Here is a 15,558-nt window from a genome sequence, read left to right on the forward strand (position 1 = left end):
TCATCGCCACCATTACAGCGGAGTGACCTGTTTTGTTTTTCTAAATAATAGTAATTGAGGATGTTGTTCGAAATGTGTTTAATCGGCCCCGGCAATTTCGTAGGTAATAATTTCAAGAAAAACGCACCATACTACAGGAATAATGTTCGCATAATCAATTCGGAGGATATAAATGAAAAACAATTCAATATCGTTGTTGCAAACAAGCATGATATTCATGCTTTCCGTTGGATTGCTAAACCATGTCATTATCATTCCGATGCTGTTAGATAAAGCGCAACGCGATAGCTGGATCTCCGTTCTGCTTGCAGGCGGATTATTTATGATTTGGGTCGTCTTGCTGTATTCCGCTCTTGGCAAAAATCGGGATAAGCATCTTTTTCAATGGCTTAAGCTTACATACGGTGCAACGGTATCCTACTTTCTGGCAGGGCTTGCGTGCATTTACGTCTTTACATTATCAACGATTACCTTAAAGGATACCGTTACTTGGATTCATCTCTCGTTCTCGACTCGCACCCCAACGATCGTTTTAGCGGCTGCTTTATTAGTTGTCTGTGCTTACAATGCTTATAAAGGAATCCAGTCAATAGCCAATACAGCGGCAATATTTTTACCGTTTGTCGTCCTATTCGGCTTTTATGTGATGACGGCCAATTATCCGAATAAGGATTACTCTTTGTTAAAGCCTTATCTGGAGTTTGGCATGAATCCCGTCTGGCATGGGACCATATATGTCATGTCAGGACTACTCGAATTATCGCTGTTGCTATTTATTAGGCAATACATTCGTAAGCGCATATCGTTCATGTCGCTTGTGCTGCTGACCTTGATCCTTATCGGGCTAACATTTGGTCCATTAGTCGGCGCGCTCATCGAGTTTGGTCCTAAACATGCCTCCCATTTAAGGTTCCCCGCCTATGAAGAGTGGAGACTCGTGACGATAGGCCACTTTATTGAGCACATGGATTTTTTAAGTATTTATCAGTGGTTCAGCGGGGCTTTCCTGAGGATTTCGCTGACACTTTTTTTGATCAACGATATTCTGAACATTAAGACAAAAAGGAAAAAGACGTTATTCCTGTTTCTTATTTGTTCGATCCAATTAATCGTAATCAATCTGCCGTTTAGCGATCCCAAATTTGTCAGCTTGGTCTCAAATATTTTGTTGCCAGGTATATTTTGGGGAATGTCCGGCTACTTCCTGGTTATCATTGGATTAATTCATTTCGGATACAGGTGGAGAAGAATAGAATCATGAGTAAATCAATGAAATCAGCGAATGTTAAGCCCTATGATTCATTTCGGCAACTGTTCAAAGACTGCAGCGATGTACAGGTAAACAAACTGATGGTTACGCAGAAGGATGGATCTTCGTCTGAGATACTCCTCGTATATTGCGATGGGCTGTGCGATGTAAATACGATCAATCAAGTATTTATTCCTTTTTTGATTGAAATGTTTAAAGAACATACCATATCCAACAACGCTGAATTAAAGCAGTACCTGCCATTTCAGCTTAGTCCCCTCCCGCAGGACTGGGATGCCGGATTCATCATTAGCAAGATTTTCAATGGCGAACTGCTGGTATATTTTCAAGACGCAGCCTCCCTGTATACCTGGAATCTAGCCAATGCGCCGCAGAGGAAAACAGAGGAGTCGAATGCCGAGCTTTCGGTAAGAGGACCTCGCGACGGTTTTACTGAAGATACGAGAGTCAATGTAGCCTTAATAAGAAAAAGATTAAAAACAAATGCTTTGGCAGTTGAAGAATATACGCTCGGAACGCAGACGCAAACCAAGACGGTGCTTCTTTATATGAAGGATGCCATAAATCCGGCCATTGTTAAGGAGATCACATCCAAATTGGCCAGCGTGAAGGTCAAAGGTTTGATCAGCAGTACGCAACTGGAGGAGGCACTGGTCGATTACGCTTTTTTTTCAAAGTTCGTCTATACCGGCCGGCCGGATTTTGCGGTGAATTCTCTCATGCACGGCAGGTTTGTCATTATTGTCGAAGGTTCGCCAACGGTGATCATTGGGCCGATTAACCTTACATTTATGTTCAATACTTCGGAAGATGCTTATACGCTTAATTGGTTTGTCATGTTTACCCGTTTGTTAAGGCTGTGCGGTATTTTTCTTTCCGTGTTTCTTCCCGGGTTTTGGATCGCGCTGCTTACCTACCATCAGGATCAGCTCCCGTTCACGCTGCTAGGGACACTTGTTTTTTCAAGGCAAGGCGTCCCGCTGCCGGCTCCGCTCGAGGCTGTTATGATGATTCTACTGTTTGAATTGTTTCGTGAAGCGGGCATGCGCTTGCCATCTTCGATCGGACAGACGATTTCCGTTGTTGGCGGATTGATAGTCGGACAGGCGGCCATCAGTGCGGGTATGACGGCACCAGGCATTCTTGTCGTCGTAGCCATCTCGGTATTGGCTTCGTTCACTATGGTGAATCAAAATATGGTTGGCTTCGTTAGTCTGCTGAGATTAATCGTACTGGTGATCAGCGGCGTGCTCGGCTTGTTCGGATTATTGATTTGTATCTTAGCCCTCGCTGTATATATCGTTAATCTGGAATCCTTCGGCGTCAAATATTTAAGTCCGGTGAGTCCCATCAGCTACAGAGACATGTTCAAAATTTTATTCCGTATGCCTTGGGGGAAGAAGGAGGGAACTCCCCGCTTTTTCAAAAAAAACGGAGATGATCAAACTTGAGGTGGGTACGACTAGTATTGGTTATTGGAATGGTCTCGCTTTTGCTCACCGGCTGCTGGGGGGCAAGGGAAATTGAGCATCTGGCCTATGTCAATTCGATCGGTATCGATTATGCCAAAGGCAAAGTGGTGTTTTATATCCAATTGATCAGTTTTAATAATATTGCCAAGAAAGAAGCCGGAGCCGGAATGACTAAGGAATTGGTCACCATTGGCAAAGGTGAAGGAAGGACCGTGGATGAGGCCATTTTTGACCTATATAAGACGGCGCAGCAAAGATTGTCCTGGAGCCATGTAAAAACGTTGGTGTTTACGGAAGCGGCGCTGCGCGAGAATGTCATTCATGGCGTTTTGGACCAAATGGACCGATATTACGAGTTTCGGTATACCATTTGGACGATGGCAACCCGAGGCTCGATCGAGAAGCTGTTAAGCGCATCCCCGACCCAAAACATGTCAACGCTGTACTCGCAATTAAATAACCCTAAGGACCGTTATTCCCAAAGCTCGATTGTTGCTCCATTATTTTTGTACAAATTCTTATGGAAATGGGAGGAAAGCGGTCAAACCCTGCTGCTTCCCGCGTTAAGCGTCAATGAAAAGAACTGGGTTGAGAACAAAAAGCCGTCGCCTCAACTTCAGCAAGATGGGGTATGCGCCATGCAAAGCAAGCAATTGATGGGCTGTTTTAAGCTTGACGAAATTATGGGACTGCGATGGTTGGAGAAAAAAACCGCTCGTACCCCTTTGGTGCTTCAAATCAATCATAAACCGGTTGCGATGATGGTTGTTCAAAAAATCAAACCCTCCATCGAACCCAAGCTTTCAAACGGCGAACTTCTGTTTCACATTAAAGTCAATGCGCAAGGTTCGGTAACGGAGCAAGAAAAACCAGTCACGGAAACGGAAATGACAAAGCTTGCCGAGAAGGAAATAAGAAGGCAGATTCAGAATACGTATTTGGTTGGATTAAAATCAGGTGCAGATCTTCTAGGGCTCTCCAACTCGCTCTATCGAACCAACCCGAGGGAATGGCACCGTTTGGAGAAAGATGGCGCTTTGCCGTTAAAGCCTGAATCCTTAGGGGAAATCGATGTGAATATAGGATTATCGGATGTGGGGATCGCTAAAATAATGAAAAAATGATTGGAGAAATTATTGAGATAAGATAGAACATGTTAGATGCTGCATGACTTCTAGCAGAGTCATGCGGCTTTTTTGGCGTACTCAGATGGAAGATTATTGGCGCTGGGGGTTAGGATTCATTTCATCGTACATAAACTTGTCGCAATACCTCCTGCAGTTATTGTAAGGATAGATAAGAGAAAGGTTTCAGCCGAAAGCAACAATCCTCCAAGACAAATGATAATTCCATCAATAACAAAAATAAGCACACCGACATTAACGGGAATTAATTTAGAAAGCAATTGAGCAAGTAAATCGGTACCTCCGGTGCTTGTTTCATAGCGCAACATGATTCCAATTCCTGTACCAATGATAAATCCCCCGATAATTGCACTGCTGAACGGAGTTAATACCACATTTTTTAATAAACGGTGGAGGGATTCCTCCGACAAATCGATCACTAACGAGGAAATTACCAATCCGTATACGCTGTTATACAGCATGTTACGGTAGTAAAGCCATGCCAACAATAAAATAGGAGTGCTGCACAAGAACATGACTGCTCCTATTTTAACTCCAAATAAATAATGGATGATAAGGGCAATGCCAATAACTCCTCCATCCAGAATGCTATACGGTGTCAGAAAAACATTAATTCCAATTGCAATCAATATGCTTCCTATTATAATTACTATTATTTTATTGTTTAACATATAATAATAGATCAACTCCGGGAATGGCCTGTCTTATATTATGCAGGTGATAGTCAGAATAAGATAAAAGATGGTATGATCGTGAGTTAAGACGGAAAAAATCCCCAGGCCGTGAATATCGCCTGGGGATCATTTATTATTTGATGACGCTCACGTAAATCGGATTGGAGTAGAACCACAAGTCACTGTAGTTCCGTTTATTGATCGCTTCGAAACGCGCCTCGTTGTCCGCGATATCCGTTTTTACGTCCATCAGAGGCTCGCCGTTTTGCGTTTCGCCCGGAATGTCGGTACCGAGGTTCGTGCCTCTTAGGCGGAAGTATTGATCTTTGGTCGCTTTAAGCTTGTACGTAATAACATTGTAGCCGTCCTTCGTCGTCTTCCAGTCTTTGCTGGTGAATCGCTTGAGTACTACAGTCGAATCATTGGTATCTTTGGCGTATTCAGGCGTGCCCGGCATCTTCTTGCCGGTGATGTCGCCGGTAATCAAGTCGACGTGGTCGACTTTTACTTGGTCGCCGTTATTGTTCTTTTCCGAGCTTTTGAACTTGATCGTGATCGTGAGTTGCTTGCCGTCTCTTGCAACGATCGTTTCGCCCATTCCCGCATCGGATCTGTTTTCGGAATTATCCTGCGTGACGTTAAAATCGAGCGCGTTTATCAAATCGCCGAATACGGAGAATGATTTGCCGGAACGCATGCCGTTCAGCACAGCCAGGGCGTCGTTGCCTTTAATCCACGTATAGTTTTTGGAATATTGGCCCGGGTCGTAGCCGCTGGAATACAAGCGGTTATCGCTAATATAGAAATGGGCGTCCGAGTTGGAGAAATTGAAAAACTTGCGTCCTTCTCCAAGCAATGCATCCCACGCGCCGCCCAGGTGAGCCAACATGTAATCCGAACCGCCGTAAGTACGGTTTTTCGGATTATCCAGGTTTTCTCCGCCGCGATCCGGCTCCATTTGGTTGCCGACCATGCCTTCGAATCCGAACGCTACCGTAGGCGCAATATTGTTGAAATCACGGAAGTCCTCGATTGTGTAAACCATCTTTCTGTTGGGGTGGTTAAAGAGCGCGAAGCTCGTATCTTTATAATTCGTTTCCAGCCATTTCAAAGCCGTGCGGGCATCTTCTTTGGTCGAGAACGCGCGGGCATCCTTCGCCGACCAAGCGGCTACGTCTGCCGGATCGAAAAGCTTCTCGTCGCGGTTCGTGAACAAGTACTCGAAGTGGCTGGCGGCTTTAAGGCTCTCGTCCGAGCCCGGATTGTCCGTCAAAAGGCCTACGCCGACATGCTCGTAAGTCGGCATGTCCCACTCAAAGCCCGAGAAGATGATCTTGCCTTTGTATTTGCCTTCCGCTTGCAATTGTTTGATTTTCGGAACTTGATATTGCAGCATTCCTTGAGATAAAGGAATCGGTCCGCCCGGGATCGGATTTCCCTCGTCGTCGCGGGATTCCATGCGCAAATGATCGGCCGTGCCCATCCAGTCCAATCCGTATTTCTCCAACCCTGCATCGAGCATGCTGGTCAAAGAGTGCTGAGCGTCATCGGATTGAAACGTATGCACGTGATATTCGCCCGCGAGCCATTTTCCGTCATTCTCATCTTCGTTTCTGACACCAGTCGCATGTGCGCTCTGCGTCAGCAAGGCTGCGGTCAAGGTGACGCTGCCCAAAAGCATAGCGGTAGACTTCTGTTTGAACATGGAAATTCCTCCTAAAATGATGTAGCCTCACTGGTGCTGCCTGCTCAGTATAGAAGAAAATGTAAGCCCTTTCAATAAATCGAATGTACTAACTGCGATATGTTCAAGACCTCAATCCCTCCGTGAAGGATCAGGACTCCGGCGCTATCCGCATTATTACAAAACAGCTCGTTCATTAGTTACATTTAGGTTACTGAGTAATCTTTTTTTCACTTCTTATGTTCAGTCAATTCCATTGCTATAATAGTAAGCATTTAAAGCCCATATGCGAATCTACCTTGGTAAGGGATGTGAGAAGCATGACGAATCTATCCAAACTCGGACTCGGAGGACACTCGTTCATCGAGGAATTGGGCAACGATCCGCTGGCTTCGTTCGAAGAGCAGTGCGCGATTGTCGACGCGTGCCTCGATAACGGGATTCAGTTGATCGATACGACCTATTATCAAGAACGAGTGGCGCTCGGGAACGTATTGCAAGCTCTGGGCAGGCGTAAAGAAGCGGAAATCATGGCGTGGAATTTCTTCAACCTGCCGGGCCAGTCTGATAAGCTGGTTGGTTTTAGCTGCTATGAGCCGCATCATATCGATATGATGCTGAAAGAATTGCAAACCGATTATATTGATGTTCTGGTTATTCACGCTCATGAGGATGAACGAAAACTCCGGCAGGAGATGGATCTTGCGAAGCGATGGGTGGATGAAGGAAAGGTGAGAAGGGTCGGGCTCGGCATGGTTGGACCGGACCATCTAGCCGGCCTTCCTGCTGATCATCCGGTTACGCATGTTCTTGCTCCTTACAATCTGTTTCATCAGGGGGCAAAGGATACGTTCGGCATGGCAAAGGAGATGGGACTGACAACGGTTGCCTTATCGCCTTTCATTCGCGGTTGGAAGCTTAACGAAATCGCGGCAGACAAAAATCAAACTGCGGATCTTTTACTGCGGTGGGTGACCGGACAGCAACTGGTCGACCGTGTCATCGTTTCGATGAGGAAAAGAGAGTGGGTCCAATCGAATCTGCAAGCTGTTAAACGGGGCCTGTTAACCGAGAAGGAGATTAAGCTGGTTGATGAATGGGTTTGATATGATAATTAGACCGCGTCCTATGTCAGAGGACGGTCTATTTTCGTTTCGGATCTGTAAGCAGATCCATATACTTCTCCAGTTTCTTGAACCTCCGATCGTAGCTTTGCTTTTCTAGTAATTGACGGAGCCAGTAAAGCGCCCTTTCCTTGTCTCCGTATTGAATGAAGGCTTCCATGATTTTACTAATATTGCTCGAGTAATTGAAGGGCTCCTCCAGAACCATTTCCAATGCCTGGTCAAAATAATCCAGGGCCTGCCGGTGGCTCTTCAGCTTGAGCGACAGCATGCCTAAGTAAACAAGACCGCTGGCGATTTCCTTCTCCGCGAAGGGCTGAAGCACGGCTCGCTTCATGGTTTCCATCGCTTTGCGCCTCATGAAGAGCGACTCATACAGCGCGGCACGTTCCACATAGTGATTGTATTTCTTTAATGGCCTTAGGAGAGAGAACACCTGCATCACCCATTCAAAAAGTTATGTTACGTTCATTATGGCCCAATTGTGGGGAATCATCCGGTAGATGGTATGCTGAGGTGGAGAGGGGGGCGACGGATTTGAGTGATGGGCAAATCCTTATGCTCTGTATACTAGTGACGGCGGTAATTGGCATAGGAGGGTACTTTGCCGCACGATATGGCGGCGGCCGCTCTTATGAGATTGAGCTTACTTTGGATGAGGTCAAAGATTATTTTTTCAAAAGGCATCGGTGTAGGGATTGCGATACCAAGTTAAAACGCATTGCGAATGATGAGTATCTAGGTGAAGGCTGGACGAATAACATGGGGACGCATTCCTATAGCAAGCAGTATAAACGGAGCTACCACTTGCAATGCCCGAAATGCTTGAGAAGGTACAGCGCTGAGGACTACTAGGGCAGGGTATGTTGCTGCAATCTTTCAATCTATTAGTGGAGGCGATTGGTTCATGACACAAACAGAGCTTAGGCTGCCGAGAATTCGGCCGGAAGAAGCGGGGATTCATCCGCGCGCCATTACGGCGCTGCTAGACGAATGGAAGGAGCGTCAGATCGAAATCCACAGCATGATGGTGCTGAGGCACGGACAAGTAGCGGCAGAAGGGTGGTGGGCACCTTATGCGAAGGGGCTGCCCCACATGCTGTTCTCGCTCAGCAAGAGCTTTACTTCTACGGCGATTGGGCTCGCTGCTGCGGAAGGACTGCTTACCGTAGACGAGAAGGTACTCTCGTACTTCCCGAATGATGCACCGGCATCGCCCTCGATTAACCTGCAAGCGATGCGGATCCGTCATTTGCTCATGATGGGGACAGGCCATGAGACCGATACGCTCGAGGACATTAAGCGGTGTACCGACGGCAACTGGGTGCGGGCATTCCTCCATGCGCCGGTGGAGCGGGAGCCGGGTACGCATTTCGTTTATAACAGCGGGGCGACTTACTTGCTTTCGGCAATCTTGCAGAAGGTAACCGGACAGAAGCTGCTTGATTATTTACGGCCTCGGCTGCTCGAGCCGCTAGGCATTGCCGAAGCGACTTGGGAGGAATGTCCGCGCGGGATCCATACCGGCGGATGGGGGCTTGCGCTGACGACCGAGGGAATAGCGAAGTTTGGACAGCTATACTTGCAGAAGGGGCATTGGGAAGGCAAGCGAATCATCACCGAAGCGTGGATTAATGAAGCGACTTCGAAGCAGATTAGCAATGGCGACGGCGGAGAAAACGAATGGGCGCACGGCTACGGGTATCAGTTCTGGAGATGCAGACACGGCGCTTACCGCGGCGACGGCGCTTTCGGACAGTTCTGCATCGTCATGCCGGAGCAGGATATGGTCATTGCGATAACGGCAGCGACGAATGACATGCAGGCGGTGATGAACGCGGTCTGGACGCAGCTGCTGCCGGCCGTGGAAGCAGGCCCGATTCCGTTCCAGGAGCAGGACGCAGAGCGGTTGACCGCGCAGCTTGCAGCGCTGAAGCTTGAGCCGCCGGCCGTCAGCTTGCGATCGGAGCTTGAAGAGACTGTAACCGGCCATCGGTACGCGCTCGAAGCCAATGGTCAGCAATGGCAAGCCATTACGTTCCGCTTCGGGACGATTGAAGCTGCCATTACGATCGAGAGGGAAGGCGGAGAGATGGAGGAGACGTTCATCTTCGGCCGCGGCGTGTGGCGAGCTGGCAAGGGGCAGCTCCCTCAGGCGGAGCCCCTTAAACGGAGCGGCAATCAGCCGATGGTAGCTGCGTTCACCTGGAGCGAGCCGGATACGCTGGCCGCGACGCTTCGCTTTATCGAAACGCCGTTCGCCGTTACGGTCGAGGCGAGTTTCGCGGATACGAACGAGCTGGAGCTGAGCTGCAGGCTCAACGTCTCGTTCCAATCAACAGATCTATTAACGGCCCGCGGCATCAAATAGATGGAATTGGCCAATCGGCCCTTGTTCGCTTATCCACAAAGCTGCAAGGGCTTTTTTGTTAGTTAAAAACGATCATATTCTCCATGCGTTCAGAATAAGATGAAGACTATTCTAGTACGATGCAGTCTCTAAAGATAACAGAGTAGGAGGAATACGATGAATCGGGACGCGAAAATATTCGTAGCCGGACACAAGGGATTCGTAGGCTCCGCGATCGTTCGAACACTCCATCAGCGCGGTTACAACCGGCTCATTTTAAAAACGAAGCCGGAGCTGGATTTGCGAGACTCGCTGCAGGTGCAGTATCTGTTTAGGAAGGAACAGCCGGATTACGTCTTTTTGGCTGCAGCCAAGGTCGGGGGCATTGCCGCGAACCGGGATGTTCCTGCCGATTTCATTCGCGATAATCTCATGATTCAGCAAAATGTCATCGATGCCAGCTACCAGTCGGACGTGAAGAAGCTGCTTTTCCTCGGCTCGGCCTGCATTTATCCGAAACTCGCACCGCAGCCGCTGAAGGAGCAATATCTGCTGACCGGCGCGCTTGATGAAACCAACGAACCGTATGCGATCGCCAAGATCGCAGGCATCAAAATGTGCCAAGCCTATAACAAGCAGTACAATACACGGTACATTACCGCAATTCCGACGAGTCTATATGGACCGACCAACCATTTCGATATGCAGACCTCGCATGTGATGCCTGCGCTCATCCGGAAGTTTCATGAAGCCGCGCAGCGGAATTTGCCTCAGGTTGAGATCGGGGAGAGAGGGACGGCAAGGCACGAGTTTCTGCATGTGGACGATTTGGCGAATGCCTGTCTGTATCTGATGGAGCATTATGAGGACTGCGATATCGTGAATGTCGGCGCAGGCGAGGATATCTCCATTCGCGAGCTTGCGGAGAAGATAAAGACGATTACGGGCTACAACGGGGAGATCGTGTATACTGCCGCGCAGCCGGACGGAACGTCTGGAAAACTAGTCGATGCAACTAAAATCAACGGGCTTGGTTGGCAGGCCAAGATCGGATTGAACGAAGGCATTCGCTCGGCATATGCCTGGTTCATCCAAAACGAGAGCTTGCTTTCCAAGTAGCTCGAAATTGGATGCTGGCAACGCTTGCTTTCCAAGTAGCTCGAAATTGGATGCTGGCAACGTCTCCTTGTTTCAAATTAGCCGGTGATGTCCTAAAATGAGAGAAACCGGCTATTTTGGAAACGGGGTGGGGATGACAGGTGAATCAATACTTAATCAAGCTGCTTCAGCAGGCGGAGCTGAACGTATCGGAGTTTGAGATTCATACGCGCAGGGAAATGAGCTTCCGGGATCGGGCATTCACGAACGAATATATGATGTCCTACCATAAATCAGGCACGGCGAAGCTGAGGATCGGCGATGAGGTGTACGACATTGTTCCGGGCAGCGTCATCTTCATCCCTCCGCACCTGGTCCATGATCAATACAAGGATACGGATGACGAAGCGGTCATTCTGTGGTGGCACTTTACCTATAAAGTGGAGCGGGTGCTCGACGTGCTGCCGATCTTTCAAATCCCGTATATTTATCAGCTGAAGCAGACGGAGCGCTTCGAGACGGTGTTCGAGCAGCTGATGGAATCCAGGCGGAATGCGTCTTCGCTTCCTGCGGCCATTCTGCAGAAGGCGAAGTCGCTCGAGCTCTTGTATCTGCTGTTCGACGAAGCGATCGGGAAACGGCATGGATCGGAAGCTGCGGCGGCGCAGCAAAGCTTTCTCGGCATGCTCTGTCAAATCGTACAGCAGCCGGAGAAGCCGCTCTCGCTCAAGGACATGGCGCGGCAGCTGCATCTGAACACGGCTTATGTCAGCAGCCGATTCAAGGAGCTGTACGGGATGTCGCCGATCGGCCTGCAGCGCAGGCTGCGCATCGAGAAAGCGAAGTCGCTTCTTATAACAGATCACGATATGAGCGTCTCGCAGATCGCCGAAGCGCTGCATTTCTCGGAAGTGACGAACTTTACGCGCTTGTTCAAGAAATACACCGGCATGGCGCCTCTGCAGTACCGCCGTTTGCAGCATCAGGGGACAACCTAAAGAAATGATCATTATAGCGAAAAAACTGCACTATTGTAAGCGTACTCTTTTTCCTACAATGTCCGTATAGACGTTTGGGAGGGAATTGTAGATGCAATCCATGAACATTGTGTTTTCAGCGGCGCAGCAGGTTGAAGTCCGCGTAGAAGAATTACCGGCGCTTAAACCCGGCGAAGTGCGCTGCAAAGCGAGAAAATCATTGATCAGCACGGGCACGGAGACGCTCTGCTTGCGCGGGATTTTCGATTCGAATACGAACTGGGAGTCCTGGGTGCAATATCCGTTCAACCCCGGCTATTCCATGGCGGCCGAGGTCATCGAAGTCGGCGAAGGCGTGGAGCATCTCAAGGCGGGCGATCGGGTGACATCGAACATGTCGCATAAGCAATATTTCAACACGGATGCGAACAACGCCAAACTGATTCCGGATGGCATCACCTATGAGCAGGCTTCTTGGCTGACGCTGGCGCAAATTACGCAGGTCGGCACGCGCCGCGCGGAGCTGAAGCTCGGCGAAACGGTCGCGATTGTCGGGCAAGGCCTCCTGGGCCAACTCGTCGTGCAGTACATGCGCGCTGCCGGCGCAAGGCAAATTATCGTTATCGACCAAGCGGAATCGCGGCTTGAATTTTCGCGCCGCAGCGGTGCGACGCATACGATTTGCGCGCCGGTCGATGCGGCCTTAGAGGAAGTGCGCCGCATTACGGGCGGCAGCATGTGCGATGTCGTGTACGATATTACGGGGCATCCGGCCGTGCTTGCCCCGGCAACGCTGCTTGCCAAGGAGATGGGCCGCGTCGTGCTGCTTGGCGACACGACTCAGCCATCCAAGCAGGTGATCGGACCGCGCGTCGTTTCGAATTCCGTCGCGATTCTGGGCATCCACGCGAGTATGACGCGCAACTACAACGGCGTCACCGGCGACCAGATGACGGCTGTATTTTACGATTATCTGCTCCAAGGGCGCATGAACGTGGATCTGCTGCAAACGCACACGTTCTCGCCGCTCGACGCGCCTGCGGCGTACGATTTCTTGGTGAAGGACCGCACGTCGGCGATCGGCGTTATCTTTGATTGGGACGCGCTGTAAAAGATTTAGAAATTTTTGAATTTAAAATTTAATAAGATGTTAGAAAAAGGCTGCGGAATTATTAGATTCCGCAGCCTTTTCTATGTTTATAGGCGTTTATGCCCAGGAAGCTGCGAGAGGATTCCATCTTATGAAAGGGTTTACAATTCAATATTTTTTGTAGTAAGTTAGAAGTGCAAAGCAAACATTTGAAGAAGAGGTGTAATAAACGATGCCAGTATTCAGCAGAATGTTGCAGCAGAAGGACAGTCGAGTACGTATTGCGGTCTTATTGATTGCCAGTCTTATCTTAATGCTCTTGGCCCAGATGAGAGCTCCATCGGTTTACGGCAGCCCCGCGCCAGGAGATACCGTATCGTTGAAGGTCATGACGTACAATATTTGGCTTGGGGGAAATCAGATTTCATTAGACAAGACAGCCGAGGCGATTCAAGCGGCCGGCGCCGATCTCATCGGCATTCAGGAAGGCGGATCGAATATTCCTGTGCTTGCCGAGAAGCTGGGCTTCTACTATGACAGCGGACAAGCCGTTATCAGCCGTTATCCGATCGTCAAGTCAGGGGATCCCGATTTTGTGTACATTGAAGTGAAGCCAGGCAAGGTTGTTGCCTTTAGCAACGTGCACCTGCTTGCTTATCCATACGGTCCTTATGATATTCGCGACGGGATTAGTTTGGAAACCGTCATGAATAACGAGGAATCCATCCATATGCAGGAGATGAAGAGCCGGTTTGAGAAGCTTCCGAAATTGGCCAAGAACGGCATTGCCGTATTTCTGACCGGGGACTTTAATGTTCCTTCCCACTTGGATTGGACCCAGCAAACGAAGAACGAGCACTTCGGCATGGCGGTCAAATGGCCGGTTTCAAAGAAGCTGCAGCAGCTGCACTTCCGTGATTCCTATCGGGAGATTCATCCGGATCCGGTTACTCATCCAGCCTATACCTGGACGCCAGGCGAAAATGGCCAATTGTATCCGGACGAAGTTCACGATCGCATCGATTTCGTATATGCCGCAGGCCCGTCCGTGACGACAAACAGCGAGATCGTCGGAGAGAATGGACAATATTCCGATATCGTCGTAACCCCATGGCCTTCCGATCACCGGTCAGTCGTATCCACTTTCGTCGCAAAGCTTGCGCCAACGCCGGAAATTATCGTTTCGAACACAACGATTGCAACCGACAAAGCCGCTTATGTAAAAGGCGAACCGATTGCCGTATCATACACGGATGCGTATGGACCGAAGGATTGGGTTGGGATCTATCCGGCCGGAGCGGATGTTAATTCCGACAACGGTTCGCTTCTTTGGCTCTATATAGAAGATGCCAAAGGCGGCACATTGATCTTCGACTCATCCGGCTTGGAGCCCGGAAGCTATGACGCCGTGCTGCTGTACAATGACGGATACCAGGAGCTAAAGCGAACAACGTTCCAAGTTACCGCGCCATAAACTGAAGTAGAAGAGGCTGCCCTTGATCGGGCAGCCTTAGAATGTAGCGAAAGTCCGATGGGCCTGTCTATTCTAGCCTGGATTGTAGAGAATCCCACCATCGTTTAATTGGCGGGATTGTCGACTTTTATCTTGTTAGCGTGTGCGCGGTAAGCGCCCGAAAAATTCTAACGGATGCCCCAGCGCTTAATTGCGCAAAAATAGACTTTCTTAACATCTAACGGTCGCCAGAGAGGTTATTTGGACCAAATCGGAAGAATTCGCTGCCCCAAACGCCAAATAGCGTTTCTGAGAACCGTTAGCATTTCAAAAGGGTCATTTGAGGCTCAATAGCGCGCGTGGCAACCGTTAGCGTATGCGCGGCAGCATGAGCCAATTTCGATTCTCGAAGTCATTCAAGATGTGGATGATTCCACGTTAGAAATCGACAAACAAGCCTGATGTCAGTCAAACATCCGGACTCGCGATTGATCTATTTACGTTTTCTACAGCCTGAGGCTGCCCTTGACCGGGCGGCCTTTTTTTAACGGGCGCGATGCGCGCGCAAAACGAAAAGCAGCCGCCCACTATATGAGCTGCTGCCTAACTAACTCAGCGAAACTTATCCCGGTGACGCGGCGATCAGATGTCGTGATTGACGGCGATGATCCCATAGACTTGGGGGGTATCGGCGCTGCCGCCAAACCAGATGTCGCCGTTGCCGACCATGACGCCCTGATAGTTCACGAACAGATTGTCCGCCGATTGACGGGCAATGGCCTCCTTCACGTTACTGTTAATGATCGAGTCGTATTGCTCGACGAAAACGTCGCGTGTTTTAATGAGCTGCGTGCCAGATTTGCCGTTAACCCGGAGCGGGTACAGAATAAGACTCGCGACCGTTGCTTTATCGTCCGCGGCAATCGCCGTTTGAACCTTCGCGAATACCTCGAGGAACTTCTGCGGGTTCTGAATGCCTGCGACCTCGAACGGATTGCCCCCCGCCTTGATCCTGGTTGTAATCGATGGCGGCGCTGCGGCCGAAGACTCCGCTGCGGCATTATCGTTTGCGGCACTGCCGCAGCCGGTTGCGGCAAGTAACGTTACGGCTATGAGAACGGCTGCTGTGAGCCGGTATGCGAGCGCGGTTCTTTTTCCATGAAGTGTCTCCATTGCCAATCATCCCTTCTTACTCATATGCTTTCACTTTATGGACGAAAG

At 49.4% G+C, this 15,558-nt stretch carries 13 protein-coding genes; 9 read left to right on the plus strand and 4 right to left on the minus strand.

Features of this window, described 5'->3' with window-relative positions; translation table 11 throughout:
• Positions 1–172 precede the first annotated feature (172 nt).
• The 3 genes from DL346_RS01280 to DL346_RS01290 are packed head-to-tail and all read left to right on the plus strand — an operon-like array spanning position 173 to position 3,866.
• Positions 173–1,261 carry an endospore germination permease gene (locus DL346_RS01280; protein ID WP_112880249.1) on the plus strand — a complete coding sequence of 363 codons (1,089 nt, stop codon included), beginning with the start codon at positions 173–175 and terminating at the stop codon, positions 1,259–1,261.
• Positions 1,240–2,721: a spore germination protein gene (locus DL346_RS01285; RefSeq protein WP_240632986.1), complete on the plus strand. Its 1,482-nt coding sequence runs from the start codon at positions 1,240–1,242 to the stop codon at positions 2,719–2,721. The genes DL346_RS01280 and DL346_RS01285 overlap by 22 nt, the downstream gene beginning before the upstream one ends.
• Before the next feature lie 17 nt (positions 2,722–2,738).
• Positions 2,739–3,866, plus strand: coding sequence for a Ger(x)C family spore germination protein (locus tag DL346_RS01290; protein ID WP_240632987.1), 1,128 nt, complete (start codon positions 2,739–2,741; stop codon positions 3,864–3,866).
• Positions 3,867–3,982: 116 nt separating this feature from the next.
• On the opposite strand, the gene DL346_RS01295 is transcribed toward DL346_RS01290, so the two are convergent.
• Positions 3,983–4,558, minus strand: a complete 576-nt coding sequence (locus tag DL346_RS01295; protein WP_112880251.1) for a YitT family protein — start codon at positions 4,556–4,558, stop codon at positions 3,983–3,985.
• A gap of 136 nt (positions 4,559–4,694) precedes the next feature.
• Complete coding sequence (locus DL346_RS01300) at positions 4,695–6,266, minus strand: PHP domain-containing protein (protein ID WP_112880252.1); 1,572 nt, start codon at positions 6,264–6,266, stop codon at positions 4,695–4,697.
• Positions 6,267–6,565: 299 nt separating this feature from the next.
• On the opposite strand from DL346_RS01300, the gene DL346_RS01305 reads away from it, so the two are divergent.
• Entirely contained in the window at positions 6,566–7,351 is a 786-nt protein-coding gene (locus tag DL346_RS01305; RefSeq protein ID WP_112880253.1) for an aldo/keto reductase, read from the plus strand.
• 37 nt (positions 7,352–7,388) lie between these two features.
• Here DL346_RS01305 and DL346_RS01310 read toward each other — a convergent pair whose 3' ends face one another.
• On the minus strand, positions 7,389–7,715 hold the full coding sequence (locus tag DL346_RS01310; RefSeq protein ID WP_112880255.1) for a tetratricopeptide repeat protein: 327 nt from the start codon (positions 7,713–7,715) through the stop codon (positions 7,389–7,391).
• Positions 7,716–8,276: 561 nt separating this feature from the next.
• On the opposite strand from DL346_RS01310, the gene DL346_RS01320 reads away from it, so the two are divergent.
• From DL346_RS01320 to DL346_RS01340, 5 genes are all read left to right on the plus strand, one after another.
• Complete coding sequence (locus DL346_RS01320) at positions 8,277–9,740, plus strand: serine hydrolase domain-containing protein (protein ID WP_112880259.1); 1,464 nt, start codon at positions 8,277–8,279, stop codon at positions 9,738–9,740.
• Positions 9,741–9,896: 156 nt separating this feature from the next.
• Positions 9,897–10,838 (plus strand): GDP-L-fucose synthase family protein, encoded by a 942-nt coding sequence (locus DL346_RS01325; RefSeq protein WP_112880261.1) that lies wholly within the window; start codon positions 9,897–9,899, stop codon positions 10,836–10,838.
• Positions 10,839–10,978: 140 nt separating this feature from the next.
• Positions 10,979–11,815 (plus strand): helix-turn-helix transcriptional regulator, encoded by an 837-nt coding sequence (locus DL346_RS01330; RefSeq protein ID WP_112880263.1) that lies wholly within the window; start codon positions 10,979–10,981, stop codon positions 11,813–11,815.
• 91 nt (positions 11,816–11,906) lie between these two features.
• On the plus strand, positions 11,907–12,905 hold the full coding sequence (locus DL346_RS01335; protein ID WP_112880264.1) for a zinc-dependent alcohol dehydrogenase: 999 nt from the start codon (positions 11,907–11,909) through the stop codon (positions 12,903–12,905).
• A gap of 211 nt (positions 12,906–13,116) precedes the next feature.
• The gene (locus DL346_RS01340) at positions 13,117–14,358 is read left to right on the plus strand and encodes an endonuclease/exonuclease/phosphatase family protein (RefSeq protein ID WP_112880266.1); all 1,242 of its coding nucleotides are present in this window, start codon (positions 13,117–13,119) and stop codon (positions 14,356–14,358) included.
• A gap of 621 nt (positions 14,359–14,979) precedes the next feature.
• Here DL346_RS01340 and DL346_RS01345 read toward each other — a convergent pair.
• Positions 14,980–15,510: a hypothetical protein gene (locus tag DL346_RS01345; protein ID WP_112880267.1), complete on the minus strand. Its 531-nt coding sequence runs from the start codon at positions 15,508–15,510 to the stop codon at positions 14,980–14,982.
• Positions 15,511–15,558: the final 48 nt, after the last annotated feature.

It is taken from the genome of Paenibacillus montanisoli (assembly GCF_003268025.1).
GTDB classification, from domain to species: domain Bacteria; phylum Bacillota; class Bacilli; order Paenibacillales; family Paenibacillaceae; genus Paenibacillus_Z; species Paenibacillus_Z montanisoli.